The following is a 15,409-nucleotide window of genomic DNA, read 5'->3' on the forward strand; positions in this document are numbered from 1 at the left end:
GTTCAACCGAAGCAAGTGATTAACGCGCGGCTGTAGCTCAGCTGGATAGAGTACCTGGCTACGAACCAGGCGGTCGGAGGTTCGAATCCTCCCAGCCGCGCCACTTCTTTCAATACTTGCTCCTCAGTTTTAAGCGGCTGTAGCTCAGCTGGATAGAGTACCTGGCTACGAACCAGGCGGTCGAAGGTTCGAATCCTTCCAGCCGCGCCATATTTAAATCAAAGCGCCCCGGTTTGCTCCATGCAGGCCGGGGCGTTTTGTTTGTCGGGTTACCACATCAGATCATCCGGAATCTCATATCCCGCATACGGGTCGTCGTCACCGACGTCGTCTGCCTGACGGTCATGCAAGGCAACGACAGCACTCTCATCTCGTTCCATGATTTTTCGGGCGACGCCTTCCGCAACAACTTCGTAGGAATCATTCAGTTGAACAACGGCCAACCTGCCGCGTGCCAGCTGATCGGCCATGGTATCGGTCACATAGATCTTTTTGATTTTCTTGTCGTGAACGAACTGATAGGGCGTCTCTCCGTTTGACAGATCCAGGCGATTGGTTTCAATCAGTTGACGGATCTGTGCCTGAATGGCTTTTTTGTCAGCCTCTTTCTTGCGTTCGAGGTTCAACTGGCGATCCCGTTCCGCCTGCTCTTCTCGCGCCTTGCGGGCACGTTCTTCGGTTTCATTGACCTCAACGGCACCTTTGGGCTGCTGCTTGCGCTGCTTTCTTTTTTCGTTGCGAACCGCCTTTGCTTTCTTTTCATCGGCAAGTCCGGCTTTCAGGAGTTGATCCTGCAGGGATGGCATAAAGGCTCCGTCAATTGGTTCTTAATCTGGTAAACTCCCCGGATTATACCCGCCAATGGCGCTGCGTCTAAGCCACCTTTTTTATCGTCCGGGAATTTCTTATGTCTGCCTTCAGTCAGTTCGGCTTGTCCGAGCCCATGCGTTCAAATCTCGAAAAGCTGGGCTTCGATACCCCAACTCCGGTTCAGGCGGCGGCTCTGCCTCCGGCGCTGGCGGGCAAAGATGTGATAGCTCAGGCTCAGACCGGTAGCGGCAAAACCGCCGCGTTTGGCATTCCACTGGTGGAAGCTCTTAATGTTGGAGCTTTTTCTGTGCAGGGACTGGTGCTTTGTCCAACCCGGGAACTGGCTGATCAGGTAGCGAAGTCGCTTCGAGAGCTTGCCCGTGCAAAAGACAACGTCAAAGTCCTTTCTCTATGTGGCGGGGTCTCCATCGGACCTCAGATTGGCTCGCTTAGCCATGGCGCCCACCTTGTGGTGGGAACGCCGGGGCGGATCCAGGACCACCTCCGCAAGGGTACGCTTCGCCTGAATCGTTTGAAAACCCTGGTCCTGGATGAAGCAGACCGGATGCTCGATATGGGGTTTGAGGACGCAGTGCAGGACATCATTGGTCAATGCCCTGAGAAGCGGCAGACACTGATGTTCTCTGCCACCTGGCCAAAACCCATCAGACTGCTCAGCGAGCGCTATCAGACCGCTCCGGAAGATATAAAAATCGAACAGGCGCCCGTGGCGGCTGACATCACAGAGTTGTTCTATGAAATTGCGCCTGGCCAGCAGGTGGGCGCACTGCGGGCATTACTTTCCTCGCGTCAGCCTGACTCTTGCATTGCATTCTGCAATACAAAGCAGCAATGCGACGAGTTGGCTGCCGCGCTGAACGAGCGCGGATTTTCGGCGCTGGCATTGCACGGAGATCTGGAACAACGGGAACGGGATAGCGTCCTGGTTCGCTTCGGAAACAAAAGCTGTACCGTATTGGTGGCGACCGACGTTGCGGCCCGCGGGCTGGATATTAAATCTCTGCCTCTGGTGGTCAACGTAGAGCCGGCCCGGGACGCAGAGGTTCACACGCACCGCATCGGTCGCACCGGCCGCGCGGGAGAACAAGGTATGGCGATCACACTTTGTGCACCCGCGCAGGCACACAAGATTAATCGCCTCGAACAACAACGAAAGCAGTCGGTAGAGTGGGGCGACTCGGAGGCCCTATTGGCGGTTCCTGACAAGCCTATTTCGCCGACCATGAAAACTCTGTGTATTGCTGGCGGCCGTAAGGACAAAGTGCGTCCCGGTGATGTGCTGGGAGCGCTTACCGGCGAGGCTGGCATTCCGGGTAAAGCCGTTGGCAAGATCGACCTGTTTGATTTTCAGTGCTTCGTTGCCGTCGAAAAAGAGATTGCTGCCAAGGCACTTGAGCGCCTGGAAAGCGGTCGAATCAAAGGGCGAAAGTTACGGGTTCGATACGCGTGAAACAGTCGTCGAAAAAATGGCATTGGAAGGCCATTTTTTTAGCTGCTGATGCTCGGAAACCCCTTATTGAAAGATGCCATTAGCTTGCTCAGGGAGCCGGAAAACGGTAAATTACGCGGGATTTTGCCTCCCGAATTGTTTGGCGTAGTCTTAGCATAAAGTCGTAGACCGCAGCCTGCCTAGCTTTCGGGGAAATCAACACTCAACACAGGTAGCTATTTGATATGAGTGAGCTGATGTCACAAGCCGTCGATCTGATGATCGCAGGCATGGGGTTTGTGTTCGTATTCCTGATTATTCTGGTGTTCGCAACTCTGCTCATGTCCAAGCTGGTTCTCAGGCTCGGCCCTCCGGAACCTGCCACTCCGGCTAAAACGCCTCGTGCAAAGTCTTCGGCGCCGAAATCAGTTGATCCTGACACTGCCGAAGCCATTAAGAAAGCTATTGCACAATACCGGTCGCGCCACAAGAAGTGACCGGGCGGACAGATTAGAACCTTTAAACAGAAGGCTGACACGATGACTGATACAAAGAAACCGTTAGGGATTACGGACGTTATCCTGCGTGATGCCCACCAATCCCTGCTGGCCACCCGCATGCGCCTGGACGACATGCTGCCGATTGCAGAGAAGCTCGATCAAGTTGGCTTCTGGTCACTGGAATCCTGGGGTGGCGCGACGTTTGATTCTTGCATCCGCTACCTGGGCGAGGATCCATGGGAGCGCATCCGCGAGCTGAAAAAGGCGATGCCGAACACGCAACAGCAAATGCTTCTGCGTGGTCAGAACCTGCTGGGCTATCGTCATTATGCGGATGACGTTGTTGAACGTTTCTGTGATCGTGCCGCTGAAAACGGCGTGGATGTGTTCCGTATTTTCGATGCGATGAACGATCCACGTAACCTGGACACTGCCATCAAAGCCGTGAAGAAAACCGGCAAGCATGCCCAGGGCACCATCGCTTACACCACCAGCCCCGTCCACACCATTGAAATGTGGGTCGACATGGCTAAAGAAGTGGCCAGCATGGGGGCAGATTCCATTGCCATCAAAGACATGGCAGGCATCCTGAAGCCTTACGTGGCGTTTGACCTGGTTACCCGCCTGAAGAAAGAACTGGACGTGCCGATTCACATGCAGTGTCATGCCACCACAGGTATGTCTACCGCTACCGCCATTAAAGCGGCAGAAGCGGGCATCGACAATGTCGATACGGCCATCTCTTCCATGAGCATGACTTATGGTCATTCGCCCACCGAGGCCGTCGTTGCCATTCTTGAGGGTACAGACCGCGATACTGGCCTGGATCTGAATCTACTTGAAGAAATTGCCTCTTACTTCCGTCAGGTTCGCAAGAAGTATGCTCAATTCGAAGGTAGCCTGCGTGGCACCGATTCCCGCATCCTGATTGCTCAGGTTCCGGGCGGCATGTTGACCAACATGGAGAACCAGCTCAAGGAGCAGAACGCCACCGACAAGTTTGATCAGGTACTGGACGAGATTCCACGGGTTCGTGAAGACCTCGGCTTCATTCCTCTGGTAACTCCGACTTCTCAGATTGTTGGTACTCAGGCCGTTCTGAACGTTCTGACAGGTGAGCGTTACAAGTCCATCTCCAAAGAGACCTCTGCCATTCTGAAGGGCGAGTACGGCGCTGCGCCTGCGGAGTTCAACAAGGAACTGCAAGAGCGTGTTCTGGATGGAAAAGAGCCCGTAACCTGCCGTCCGGCGGACCTGCTTGACCCAGAGATGGACAAACTGACCGACGAATTGAAACAGATCGCTGGCGAGAAAGACATCAAGCTGGCCGAGAACGAGATTGACGACGTTCTGACCTACGCGCTGTTCCCACAGATCGGTCTGAAGTTCCTTGAGAATCGTGGCAACCCGGACGCATTCGAGCCGGTTCCGACCGCCGAGAGTGCTGCGGCGGCTTCTGCGCCTGCCAAGCAAGGTGGCCCGGAAACCTACACCGTTGAAGTGAACGGAAAAGAGTATGTGGTTGCTGTCAGCGAAGGTGGCGAAATCACTCAGATACAGGGTAGCGATGGCGCCAGCTCTGGTGGTCAGGCACCTGCAGCTGCACCTGCGCCAGCCGCTGGTGACGGTGAGCCAGTGCCCGCTCCGCTGGGCGGCAATATCTTCAAGGTATTGGTTTCACCAGGTGACGCGGTTGAAGAAGGGGACGTGATGATCATTCTCGAGGCCATGAAAATGGAAACCGAGGTGCGCGCACCCAAAGCCGGAACCATCGGCGAAGTCTTCATCAAGGTCGGTGATGCCGTCTCCGTTGGTGATGAAATGCTGACAATCGGATAAGGGCCAGCATTCCATGGAAAAGTTAATGACACTCTGGACAGGTAGTGGCCTGTTCAACATCGAACCGGGTCAGGTGGTGATGATTGCCATCGGCCTTCTTCTTCTGTTCCTTGCGATTCGCAAAGGATTTGAGCCGCTGTTGCTGGTACCGATTGGTTTTGGCGGCATTCTGGCTAACATTCCCGAGGCAGGGCTTGCTCTGACCGCGGCGGAAAATGCCATTCACTTTGCCTTGAAGACCGAATCGTCCCAGCTTCTTGCCCTGCTGGCCGCCCCTCTGGATGTGGCCTATCAAGCTGGACAGGCGGTAACGCCGGAGCTGAAAGATGCGTTCAGAGCTGCGGTGAAGGAAGCCAGCTACTCTGATATGGCTATGGCCAATGCCATTGCGCAGGACAACGGTTATGGCAACGGCATGCTGTATAACTTCTACTCCGTGGTGATCGGCAGCACCGTTGGCCCGCTGTTGATCTTCATGGGGGTTGGTGCCATGACAGACTTTGGCCCGTTGCTGGCTAACCCGAAGACCCTGCTGTTGGGCGCTGCGGCTCAGTTCGGGATCTTCGGTACCGTTCTGGGTGCGGCTTTGCTGGACTGGCTGGGTATTCTGGAATTCACCATTCTGGAAGCCGCTGCCATTGGTATTATCGGTGGCGCGGATGGTCCGACCTCGATCTATGTTTCAAGCGTACTGGCTCCACATCTGTTGGGTGCGATAGCGGTGTCGGCTTATGCCTACATGGCGTTAGTGCCAATGATTCAGCCGCCGATCATGAAGGCACTGACCAGCCAGAAAGAACGTGCGATTAAAATGAGTCAGCTGCGGCCTGTCAGCAAGAAAGAGAAGATCGTTTTCCCGCTGGTGGTTCTGATTGCCGTGGTCCTGTTCCTGCCTGACGCGGCGCCGCTGCTGGGTATGTTCTGCTTCGGTAACCTGATGCGTGAGTGTGGCGTGGTGGAGCGTTTAAGCGATACGGCACAGAACGCGCTGATCAACATCGTGACCATCTTCCTGGGCCTCTCGGTTGGCTCTAAGCTGATGGCTGACAAGTTCTTGGACGGTCAGACACTGGGTATCCTGGGGCTGGGCATCGTGGCTTTCGGTATCGGCACTATGTGTGGTGTTCTGATGGCGAAGCTGATGAACAAGCTGAGCAAGGAACAGATCAACCCGCTGATCGGTTCTGCCGGTGTGTCTGCGGTGCCAATGGCAGCGCGGGTATCCAACAAGGTTGGCCTGGAAGCCAACCCGCAGAACTTCCTGCTGATGCACGCGATGGGCCCGAACGTGGCTGGTGTTATCGGCTCTGCGGTTGCTGCGGGTGTGATGATCAAGCTCCTCGGCTGATCAATACACCGCGGTCTGAAAAAAGCCCCGCCTTTGTGCGGGGCTTTTTTATGGCTAATGAAAGTTTCTGGAATGAACAGGCAGCGTCTTGATCAGGTGGGTCAGGTCCGACAGTTTGCCCGCCATCACGTGAACAATGTCTCCCTGTCTTTCTATAACGCCTTTTACATGCAGCAGCCTGGCGGTAAGCAGGGGTTTGCGTTGCTTGCGTGCTGTGGCCAGCCAAACGACCACGTTTACGTTACCGGTTTCATCTTCCAGGGTGACGAAGGTGACCCCAGAGGCGGAGCCGGGGCGTTGTCTGCCGGTGACGAGCCCGGCTACCTGAACGGGGATACCGCTTTTGGTGTTTTTTAGTTGTTCAGAGGTTTGGCAGAAGCGCAGGTGACCCTGCTCCCGTAACAGGGCCAAGGGGTGCCGTTGTAGGGTCAGGCCCTGGCTGGCGTAGTCGGCGAGTATGTTCTGGCCTTCTGAAGGTTCTGGAAGTTGCTGGCAAAGCTCGCTGTTGTAGGCCGGAGCGGCCTCTGCCGCAAACAGAGCACTGGGTTGTTCGTGGTCCAGCAGTTGCCAGTAGGCCTGGTGACGATTGGCGGTGAAGTCGGGCATTGCGTTGGCACCGGCAAGCAGCTCCATGTCCCGCTGGTTCAATCCGGCAAGCTGCCGGATCTGCTGAGTGCTTTGATAGCCGCCGGCAGGACGGTGTTGGTAGAGCCGCTCTGCGCCTTCGCCTGATAACCCCTGAATCTGTCGCAATCCAAGCCGCAAATGGCGCTCCGGCCCTTCCAAGCTATGGTCCGGCTCGCTGTAATTTACATCCGGCGCCAGTACGATCACGTTGTGACGGCGGGCATCCTGTACCAGTTGGGAGGGGGAGTAAAACCCCATGGGTTGGCTGTTTAACAACGCACAGTAGAAAGCTGCGGGATAATGGCATTTGATCCACGCAGACACATACACCAACAGGGCAAAGCTGGCTGCGTGGGATTCTGGAAAACCGTAGCCGCCAAATCCACAAATCTGTTGATACAGGCGCTCTGCGAAGTCTTCGCTATGGCCCCTTTGCAGCATGCCGTCCATCAGTTTCTGGCGGAAAGGGGTCAGATCGCCATGGGATTTCCAGGCTGCCATGGCGCGGCGAAGTTGATCGGCTTCGCCCGCAGAAAAACCAGCCGCCACCATGGCCAGTTTGATGACCTGTTCCTGAAAAATCGGCACACCCAGGGTACGTTCCAGGACGCTGCGGATGGCATCGTTGGGGTAGTCGACAGGCTCCAACCCATGCTTGCGGCGCAGGTAAGGATGGACCATATCGCCCTGAATCGGGCCGGGGCGCACGATGGCGACTTCCACCACCAGGTCGTAATAGGTGGCTGGCTTGAGCCGGGGCAGCATGTTGATCTGGGCGCGTGATTCCACCTGGAAAACGCCAATGCTGTCGCCTTGCTGGAGCATCTGATAGGTGGCTTTGTCCTCCTGGGGTACATCCTGAATATGGAAAGGCGCGCCTTTCTGTTCGCTGATCAACTCCAGGGCCCGGCGGATGGCAGACAGCATGCCCAAGGCCAGCACGTCCACTTTCATCAGGCCCAGGCTTTCCAGATCGTCTTTGTCCCATTGAATGACGGTGCGGTCGGCCATGGCGGCATTTTCGACGGGCACCAGATCGGCCAGCGGCCCGGCGCTGATCACAAATCCGCCGACATGCTGGGACAGGTGTCGGGGAAAGCCGAGCAGGGTGTTCACCAGTATAAAAAACTGGTTTGCTACTTTCGGGTTGCGGGTCAGATGCTTGTCCAGAATCTGCTGGCGCCAGTCCGTGGCTTTGTCTCGCCAGTCGATGCCGTCCAGCAGCTGTTCCACCAGTGCCGGGTCAAATCCCAGCGCCTTTCCCACGTCCCGGATGGCACTTTTAGGCCGGTAGCGAATCACGGTAGCAGCCAGCGCGGCCCTTTCGCGTCCATAGCGCCGGTAAATATACTGAATCACTTCCTCTCGCCGTTGGTGCTCGAAATCCACATCGATATCCGGCGGCTCATTACGGTCTTTGGAAATAAAACGCTCGAACAGCAAGTCCACCCTGGCCGGGTTGACCTCGGTAATGCCCAGGCAGTAGCAAACCGCTGAGTTGGCGGCAGAACCACGTCCCTGGCACAGAATGTCCTGGCTACGTGCAAAGGCGACGATGTCGTGAATGGTCAGGAAATAGTGCTCATAGGCCATCTCTGAAATCAGGGCCAACTCTTTGCGAATCAGGCCCTGAACCTTCAACGGCGTGCCATCCGGGTAGCGTCGCTTTTCGCCTTCCTGTGTCAGACGTTTCAGATACGCGGCCGGTGTTTCGTTGCTGGGCACCAGATCCGGTGGGTATTCGTAGCGGAGGCTGCCGGGTTCAAAAGTGCACTGGTTGGCAATGGCTACGGATTCGCGCAGCCAGGCTTCCGGAAACAGTTTTTTTAATACGGGCAGTGGCCGCAGGTAACGCTCTCCGTTCTGGAACAGGCAATGCCCCGCCTGTTCCAGAGTGGTGTGATTTCGCAGGGCTGTCAGCACATCCTGTAACGGCTGCCGGTCACGGGCATGCATGTGGACATCGCCTACGGCGGTGACCGGGCAGCGCAGGTGATCTGCCAGCCAGCGCACCCGTTCCAATTGCTGCTTTTCTCCCGATTCCAGGGAGCGGGACGCCGCCACCCAGAAGACCGGATCAAACAGCCGCTGCAACCACTGGCCACAGGCCAGTGCCTGATCGGCATCTGCGTCGGTCAGGGAAGGGGGAAGCCACAGGCACAGGCATTCGTTCAGGTCATGGGTTTCCACATCCCGGAAAAACAGCCGGTAATCACCCTTTTCTGCTCGGCGGCGGCCGGTGGTGATGAGCTGGCAGAGTTGCGCGTAACCCTTGCGGTTTTTTGCCAGCAACACAAAGCAGGGCGCTGCGGCGCCGGGTGGCGCGTCTTCCAGCTGAAAGCGGCTGCCGGTAATCAGTTTGATGGGGTGCTCTTTAACCGCCGCCCAGGCCCTTGGAATGCCGGCCACAGAGCAGGCATCCGTCACCGCCAGAGCCTTATAGCCCAGCGCCAGGGCCCGCTCCGACAGCTCGTGAGGGTGCGAGGCGCCGGTCAGAAAGGTGAAGTTGCTGAAGCAGACCAGTTCTGCGTAAGCCACTGTTTCCATCATCCCGGCCATTCGCTATCCAAACCAGCCATGAACAAACCACCCGTCGCGGGCGTCATGAAACACCCAAGCCAGTTGGCCGCTGTTCAGCTTGGCAATGTAGTAGTCCCGGTGTACCCGCTGGCCATCCCACCAGCCGCCGCTGATCCGTTCCGGTCCTGACAGCCATTCAGAGGGAGCCTCGGTAATGGGCTGCGGGCCTTTAAGCAGCCAGAGTGGGCGCCGCGGTAGACTGGCAAAATCGTCAGAGGATTTGTGCCCCGAATGCCGGGAAATGTCCGACGCTGACCATGCCCGTTCCGGGCGATGATCGGCCTGTGGTGATAGTTGGGTGAGTGCGTCACTGCCTAGCCTGGCCTGCAGGCGGCTGATCAGAGTGTGCCAGGCTTCGTTCAGATCCTGAGTGGTACCCAGAAGGTCTCGCTCATTGGCAGCTTCCCGATCGATGAAGCGCTGTACCGACAAAACCATCGCCATTACCGGTGCTCGCAAAGGCGACTGATCGAATCGTATCTGGATCAGTTTCAGGAAGGCCTCGGCCCGGTGTTCGGGGCCGGATGTCCGAACTCGCAGGCGCGTAGGCTCTTCGTGACGGTGCTGAAGAATCAGCAGTAGGCTGTCTGTATCCTGTTGTCGCCAGCATAGATCGTCCTCCAGCTCCTGTAACATGCGCTGAAGAGGAAACAGCAGGCCCTGGGATTGCTCAATGTCCTGTACAAAATCCGCTTGCTGACGAAACCGGTGTGGAGGCTGCCAGGGTGTTTGTGGGTCTGGCCGGCTGCCCTGAATTTTCTGGATGTGCACCACCACTTCCGGGGACAGCCGTTTTGCCAGCTCTTTTGGCGGTAATTTCAGCACGTCTCCCAATGTGTCCAGGCCTAACCGTTGAAGGCGTTGGCAGGCTTTTTCATCAAAACCGGCTTTTAAAAGGGGGAGCTGGCCCAAGGTTCGCTGGATATGGCCACTGTCGGCGGTGCATTCACCCTGGCCACTACGGGCAATCAGCGTGGCGGCCAGGGGAGTATGGCCAATGGCAATCCAGGCGTTGAGTTGTCGTTCATTCAGCCCCTGCTCAACGGTCTGCCAGACGGCGGACAACCCGCCATACAGCTTTTGCAGGCTGCCAATTTCCGCCAGGATGCCATCGGGTGACACCAGTACGATGTAGGCGGCATAGCGATAAAGCCAGCGGGCCTGATCTTCCAGAATGCGGGTTTCCTGCTGCTGGTCTGCCCTGGCTATCTGAAGTTGTGGGCACAGGCTGATGGCGGTTTTCAGACGCATGCCCGAGCGAATCCCCTGTGACTGCGCCACCGGGCAAGCCTGCAGAACTTTGTGGCCAGAGCCTTCCACCACAACCAGGGCCTGCTGTTTTTCATGGCTGCGACGAATATGATCCAGCAACAGGTGAGGAAAGTGCAGATACAACCAGAGCATGGCAGTCAGCGCCTGGATGTCGGCCAGGGGCCCTCAACCACCCTAGGCGCTTCGTTGAAAGACAGATCTGCCCGGTGTGCCATGGCCAGAGAACAATTCTGGCCGGGCCAGCTGCCGCGCCGTTTAATGATGTTCACCGTCAGATTGTGTTGATGATCCGGCTCCAGCTCCAAACGCAGAGCGGCGGGTGAGTTCTGGTCTGCACACTGGCGATCACGGAACAGCACGCAGACATTGCTTCCGGCTTCCGCCGCCAGCTGCAAACGCCTGATATCCCGGGTTGCCAGATTACCCGGCCAGGCCATCACCAGGCCGGTGGCGGGAGAGCGCAGGCAGTTTTCCAGTGTCCAGAGAACATCGCCCTGATCGTCAGTGCGCACCATCACCACCTGATCAAGATTTACCCCTTCCCGTGCCATGGCGGGAGCGTAGGGCGTATGTGGCGGGTTCAGCCAGAAGACCGTTTTACCCCGGTCAGCCACTGTTTTCATCAGAGGCAGCAACAGGTGCAGTTCGCCAATACCGTAGGCATCCAGCAGACATTCGCTCAGGGCTCCCCGGGGCCAGCCAATACCGCCCAGCTGATTGTCCAGAACCTGATAGCCGGTGGGCTCTGATGGATGACTTGTGTGACCTTGCCGGTGCCCTTGCCAGACACGGGAATCCCGCATCAGCGTGTTCAGAATATCGCTCATGAAAACCTCAAATACTGTTTAAATATACAGTATTCTGAACAGTGTTGAATTTCAAGCGACGGTTGATAAAAGGGAGGTTCGAGCCCACCTTGATTGTATATCCACAGAACAGGAGGTTGAGATGAGCGAACTGGCGAGAAACCAATGTGAGGCATGCAGCCCGGACGCACCCAAAGCAACCGAAGAGGAAAAACGCACCCTGGGTGCAGAAGTGCCAGACTGGGATATTGTGGAAATCGATGGCGAAGAGCAGTTAAAGCGTACTTTCAAGCTGAAAAACTTCGTTCAGGCCCAGGCGTTCACCAACAAAGTCGGGGATCTGGCTGAAGAGGTCGACCATCACCCTGTGATTGTCCTGGAATACGGCAAAGTCACCGTGCACTGGTGGAGCCACGAAATTCATGGCCTGCACAAGAATGACTTTGTTCTGGCAGCTCGCACAGATGAAGCATTCAGTAACTTACAGGTTTAGGTCGCACTATCTTTTCCTGCTGATCGGAAAAGAATGTGGTAGTGAAGGTATTTTGAGCAGGACAAAAAAACCGGCCTTACGGCCGGTTTTCATTATTCAGGCTAATAACGTTGTCTATAACCGTTAAGCGGATGCTTTGCGGCGACGGGCAACGAATAAACCAGACAGTCCAACCATCATGAGCGCGATGGTACCTGGCTCTGGAACAGTGGTACCTGGTCCGGTGGCACCAAAGTGGCTGATTACTTCAACGTTGCTTGTTGAGCTCACGCCAAGCAGTTCCGGGTTGATAAAGGCGTATTGAAGGCTGTCATTGTTTTTGAAGAGAAACGTATCAGACGTTCCGCTCGAGCCGCCGGTCGCACCACTGCCGGTTTTGATCAGGAAGTACGCGGGACCTTCCGTCAGACCAGCGCCTATTTCCTGCTCTGCAAAAAAGTCGAGTGCCCAGTACGTGTTCAAACCATCGACCACAGTTGTCCAAGTACCAGGATAATCGTATTTGGTGTAATCAATCTCGCCAATAATGCCTTCAATCCAGGTCTCCTCGTCGGAAGGAGAAGGGCTGCCTTCAGCTTCTAAAGTGTCAAGGCTACCGTATGGCGTTAATGGAAGTGCTGAAACGTTTGCCGCAAGTGCAAACATTGATGTTGCCAGTACAATTTTGAGCAAGCTGTCCATGTTTCATTCCTCGTGCATTTTAATCGGGTCGTTCCCTGTTCGACGTGTGTCGATCTAACCTTTACATAAGCAAAAACATGACCACTTTTATATTTTATTTTAAGTGCATGAAAAAAGAGAAAAATATAGAACGAGTGTCGGCGCGAAATAATGGAGTGTAAAAAAAGCGGACACTTAAGAGCTCTGGCCTCCCTTCGCAACACCGTGCTTCACGATGAGTCGTGCTTCAGTGGCCTCGCCAGCAAGAGTCATCGGCGCTAATAGTCCAGAATGTTAGGCATTCAGGCATTCAGGCATTCAGGCATTCAGGCATTCAGGCATTATTCATCTATGCTTTACGGTTGAAAGACAATATGTAAAGAAAGTGGACGCAATACGGCTTGCGGAGGCCGCTTATTCACGGTTTTCCGCAAGTTTTTTATTTGCGGACACCCAGTTAGGAAAAATCATCGTAGACTGTTTGTGACTTGCACAATCATGAGTCGATGCATTGCAATCGAATTCGAACGTCGGAGATAAACCATTATGAGTGACAGTACTTACACGCCACCCAGGGTCTGGAAATGGGAATCCGAGAGCGGTGGCCGCTTTGCAAGTATTAACCGCCCAGTTGCTGGCCCAACTCACGACAAAGAGCTGCCGGTGGGCGAGCATCCTTTCCAGCTGTACTCGCTGGCAACGCCAAACGGTGTGAAGGTCACTGTCTTGTTGGAAGAGCTGCTGGAAAAAGGAATCACTAAGGCGGAGTACGATGCCTGGCTGATCAAGATTCCTGAAGGCGAGCAATTCGGCAGTGGCTTTGTGGAGATCAACCCGAACTCAAAAATTCCGGCGATGGTGGATCAGAGTGTTGAGCCGTCCCTGCGAATTTTCGAATCAGGTTCCATGATGCTCTACCTGGCGGAGAAGTTTGGCGAATTCCTTCCCAAAGACATTGCCGGAAGAACTGAGACACTGAACTGGTTGTTCTGGCAGATGGGCAGTGCACCCTTCCTGGGTGGTGGTTTCGGGCATTTCTATGCTTACGCGCCGGAGAAATACGAATACCCGATTAACCGCTACACCATGGAAGTGAAGCGTCAACTGGACGTTCTTGACCGACAGTTGGCCGACAACCGCTACATTGCAGGCGATGAATACACCATTGCCGATATGGCGATCTGGCCCTGGTACGGCGCGCTGGTAAAAAACCGGGTCTATGATGCCGCAGAATTCCTGGAAGCGCACACCTACAAGAACGTCATGCGTTGGGCTGATGAACTTGAACAGCGGCCTGCGGTGAAACGCGGCGTGATGGTGAACCGTATCTGGGGCGATCCGGAAAAGCAGCTTCCTGAGCGGCACAATGCCAGCGATTTTGAAAACCGCACCCAGGATAAGCTGGCGGCCGAACTTGGTCACTCGTGAGGACACCATGGCCACCACGATTAACTGGACAAGGTCGGTGCTGGCGTTTCTGGTGTCGCTGGTAGCCGGGGCGGTGCTTGGCAGTCTGGTACAGACCCTATTCAATCTTCAGGCGCTGAAAGCGCTGGGGGTAGAGATTGGGTTTCAGACCGCGCTGAGCACCAGTCTTCAGGATTTGATTCATTTCGCCCCGTTGTACGCCATTTTGTTCGGGCTCAGTTTTCTATGCTCACAAGGCCTGGCGTCTTTTATTGCCAGGCGGGCAGGGCGTGGTAGCCGGGTATGGTTATACCCTCTCGCTGCCGCCATTGGGTTATGGGTTACTCTGATGCTTGTGAATGCACTGGCACCCATGCCCACGCTGATTGCTGCAACCCGAGGAGTGAGAGGGCTGATGGCCATGTTGGCTGTCGCTGCATTGGCTGGCTGGTTATTCGCCGTATTGGTCACTGGTGGAAACCGTGCAGGTAACCGTTCCGCGACACTATCGGCAGTGGCGTTGTTCCTCGTTGGTGGATGGATTGCGCCGACGAACGATGCCCTGGCTAACGAGCCGGCCGACTACACAATAAACACCTTGGCAGAAGGGCTGGAGCACCCCTGGTCGCTTGCGTTTTTGCCGGACGGTCGAATGTTGGTCACCGAACGGCTAGGGCGGTTGCGAATGTTGACGGCCGAGGGGAAGTTGGTTCTGGAGCCAATCACCGGTGTGCCGGAGGTTTACGCATCTGCTCAGGCGGGGCTGTTTGAGGTGTTGCCGGCCCGGGATTTTGAGCAAAGCCGGATGATTTATCTGAGCTATGCCTGTGGCAATGAGTCGGCAAATCACGCTTGCCTGGCGAAGGCAGAGCTGGATGGCAACCGCCTGAGAAACCTTGCCGAGATCTTTCGGGTTCAGCCCGCCAAAGAGGGTAACGCCCATTACGGAGGTCGACTTGCCCAGCTTCCAGACAACACGCTGGTGATGACGTTAGGCGATGGGTTTGATTACCGAGAACAGGCCCAGCGGCGGGAGAACCATCTGGGCAGCATTGTTCGGCTCAATCCGGATGGCAGTGTTCCGGCTGACAATCCCTATGCAGGAAGCAATGAGTTTCAGGGGGAAATCTATAGCTACGGCCATCGCAATGTTCAGGGCCTGGTGTATGACAAACAGCAGGATCGTCTTATCGCCCACGAGCATGGGCCCCGCGGAGGTGACGAAATCAATGTTATCCGGCCCGGGGTGAATTATGGCTGGCCCATTACCACTCATGGCCTGGATTACACCGGCGCCCGGATATCCCCCTTTACCGAAAGGGAAGGTATTCAGCCACCACTGCTACACTGGACGCCGTCAATTGCACCATCAGGTATGGCTTTGTACACCGGAGACTTGTTTCCCCAGTGGCATGGCGATTTGCTGGTGGGAGGCCTTGTGACGCGGCAAGTGCATCGCGTCCGCCTGGAGAACGGGAAGGCCAGGGAGGTTGGTGTTCTGTTCAGCGAACCGGGCGAGCGCATCCGGGACGTACGAGCTGGCCCGGATGGCGCCATCTATTTACTGACAGACAGTGATAATGGCCGGGTTCTGAAAGTCACGCCCAGATGACAGGG

Annotated in this window: 12 protein-coding genes and 2 tRNA genes; 9 read left to right on the top strand and 5 right to left on the bottom strand. The window is 55.8% G+C overall.

All coding sequences use genetic code 11. From position 1 onward, the window contains the following. Positions 1-26 precede the first annotated feature (26 nt). A tRNA-Arg gene (locus tag QLQ17_RS16675) sits at positions 27-103 on the top strand. 30 nt (positions 104-133) lie between these two features. Continuing rightward, positions 134-210 (top strand) — tRNA-Arg (locus tag QLQ17_RS16680). A gap of 59 nt (positions 211-269) precedes the next feature. Here QLQ17_RS16680 and QLQ17_RS16685 read toward each other — a convergent pair. Then, positions 270-806 (bottom strand): DUF2058 domain-containing protein, encoded by a 537-nt coding sequence (locus tag QLQ17_RS16685; RefSeq protein ID WP_283210744.1) that lies wholly within the window; start codon positions 804-806, stop codon positions 270-272. Between the two features lie 101 nt (positions 807-907). Between QLQ17_RS16685 and dbpA the strand changes: the two genes are divergently transcribed. From dbpA to QLQ17_RS16705, 4 genes are all read left to right on the top strand, one after another. Then, positions 908-2,281, top strand: a complete 1,374-nt coding sequence (gene dbpA / locus QLQ17_RS16690) for an ATP-dependent RNA helicase DbpA (RefSeq protein WP_283210745.1) — start codon at positions 908-910, stop codon at positions 2,279-2,281. Positions 2,282-2,505: 224 nt separating this feature from the next. Further along, complete coding sequence (locus QLQ17_RS16695; RefSeq protein ID WP_283210746.1) at positions 2,506-2,757, top strand: OadG family protein; 252 nt, start codon at positions 2,506-2,508, stop codon at positions 2,755-2,757. Between the two features lie 42 nt (positions 2,758-2,799). Further along, positions 2,800-4,599, top strand: a complete 1,800-nt coding sequence (gene oadA, locus QLQ17_RS16700; RefSeq protein WP_283210747.1) for a sodium-extruding oxaloacetate decarboxylase subunit alpha — start codon at positions 2,800-2,802, stop codon at positions 4,597-4,599. 13 nt (positions 4,600-4,612) lie between these two features. Next, positions 4,613-5,947 (top strand): sodium ion-translocating decarboxylase subunit beta, encoded by a 1,335-nt coding sequence (locus tag QLQ17_RS16705; RefSeq protein WP_283210748.1) that lies wholly within the window; start codon positions 4,613-4,615, stop codon positions 5,945-5,947. Positions 5,948-6,001: 54 nt separating this feature from the next. Here QLQ17_RS16705 and QLQ17_RS16710 read toward each other — a convergent pair whose 3' ends face one another. Genes QLQ17_RS16710 through imuA form a run of 3 tightly spaced genes read right to left on the bottom strand, consistent with a single transcriptional unit; the run spans position 6,002 to position 11,253 of the window. Further along, on the bottom strand, positions 6,002-9,121 hold the full coding sequence (locus tag QLQ17_RS16710) for an error-prone DNA polymerase (protein WP_502867400.1): 3,120 nt from the start codon (positions 9,119-9,121) through the stop codon (positions 6,002-6,004). 15 nt (positions 9,122-9,136) lie between these two features. Beyond that, the gene (locus QLQ17_RS16715; protein ID WP_283210750.1) at positions 9,137-10,558 is read right to left on the bottom strand and encodes a Y-family DNA polymerase; all 1,422 of its coding nucleotides are present in this window, start codon (positions 10,556-10,558) and stop codon (positions 9,137-9,139) included. Positions 10,559-10,563: 5 nt separating this feature from the next. Next, complete coding sequence (gene imuA / locus QLQ17_RS16720) at positions 10,564-11,253, bottom strand: translesion DNA synthesis-associated protein ImuA (RefSeq protein WP_283210751.1); 690 nt, start codon at positions 11,251-11,253, stop codon at positions 10,564-10,566. Positions 11,254-11,374: 121 nt separating this feature from the next. Between imuA and QLQ17_RS16725 the strand changes: the two genes are divergently transcribed. Beyond that, complete coding sequence (locus tag QLQ17_RS16725) at positions 11,375-11,725, top strand: 4a-hydroxytetrahydrobiopterin dehydratase (RefSeq protein ID WP_283210752.1); 351 nt, start codon at positions 11,375-11,377, stop codon at positions 11,723-11,725. Between the two features lie 123 nt (positions 11,726-11,848). Here the strand turns inward: QLQ17_RS16725 and QLQ17_RS16730 are convergent, their stop codons facing one another. Next, complete coding sequence (locus QLQ17_RS16730; protein WP_283210753.1) at positions 11,849-12,406, bottom strand: PEP-CTERM sorting domain-containing protein; 558 nt, start codon at positions 12,404-12,406, stop codon at positions 11,849-11,851. Between the two features lie 525 nt (positions 12,407-12,931). On the opposite strand from QLQ17_RS16730, the gene yghU reads away from it, so the two are divergent. Then, positions 12,932-13,813 carry a glutathione-dependent disulfide-bond oxidoreductase gene (yghU, locus tag QLQ17_RS16735; RefSeq protein WP_283210754.1) on the top strand — a complete coding sequence of 294 codons (882 nt, stop codon included), beginning with the start codon at positions 12,932-12,934 and terminating at the stop codon, positions 13,811-13,813. Positions 13,814-13,820: 7 nt separating this feature from the next. Next, positions 13,821-15,404: a PQQ-dependent sugar dehydrogenase gene (locus tag QLQ17_RS16740; RefSeq protein ID WP_283210755.1), complete on the top strand. Its 1,584-nt coding sequence runs from the start codon at positions 13,821-13,823 to the stop codon at positions 15,402-15,404. Positions 15,405-15,409 lie beyond the last annotated feature (5 nt).

The organism is Marinobacter sp. CHS3-4 (genome assembly GCF_030053415.1).
Lineage (GTDB): Bacteria > Pseudomonadota > Gammaproteobacteria > Pseudomonadales > Oleiphilaceae > Marinobacter.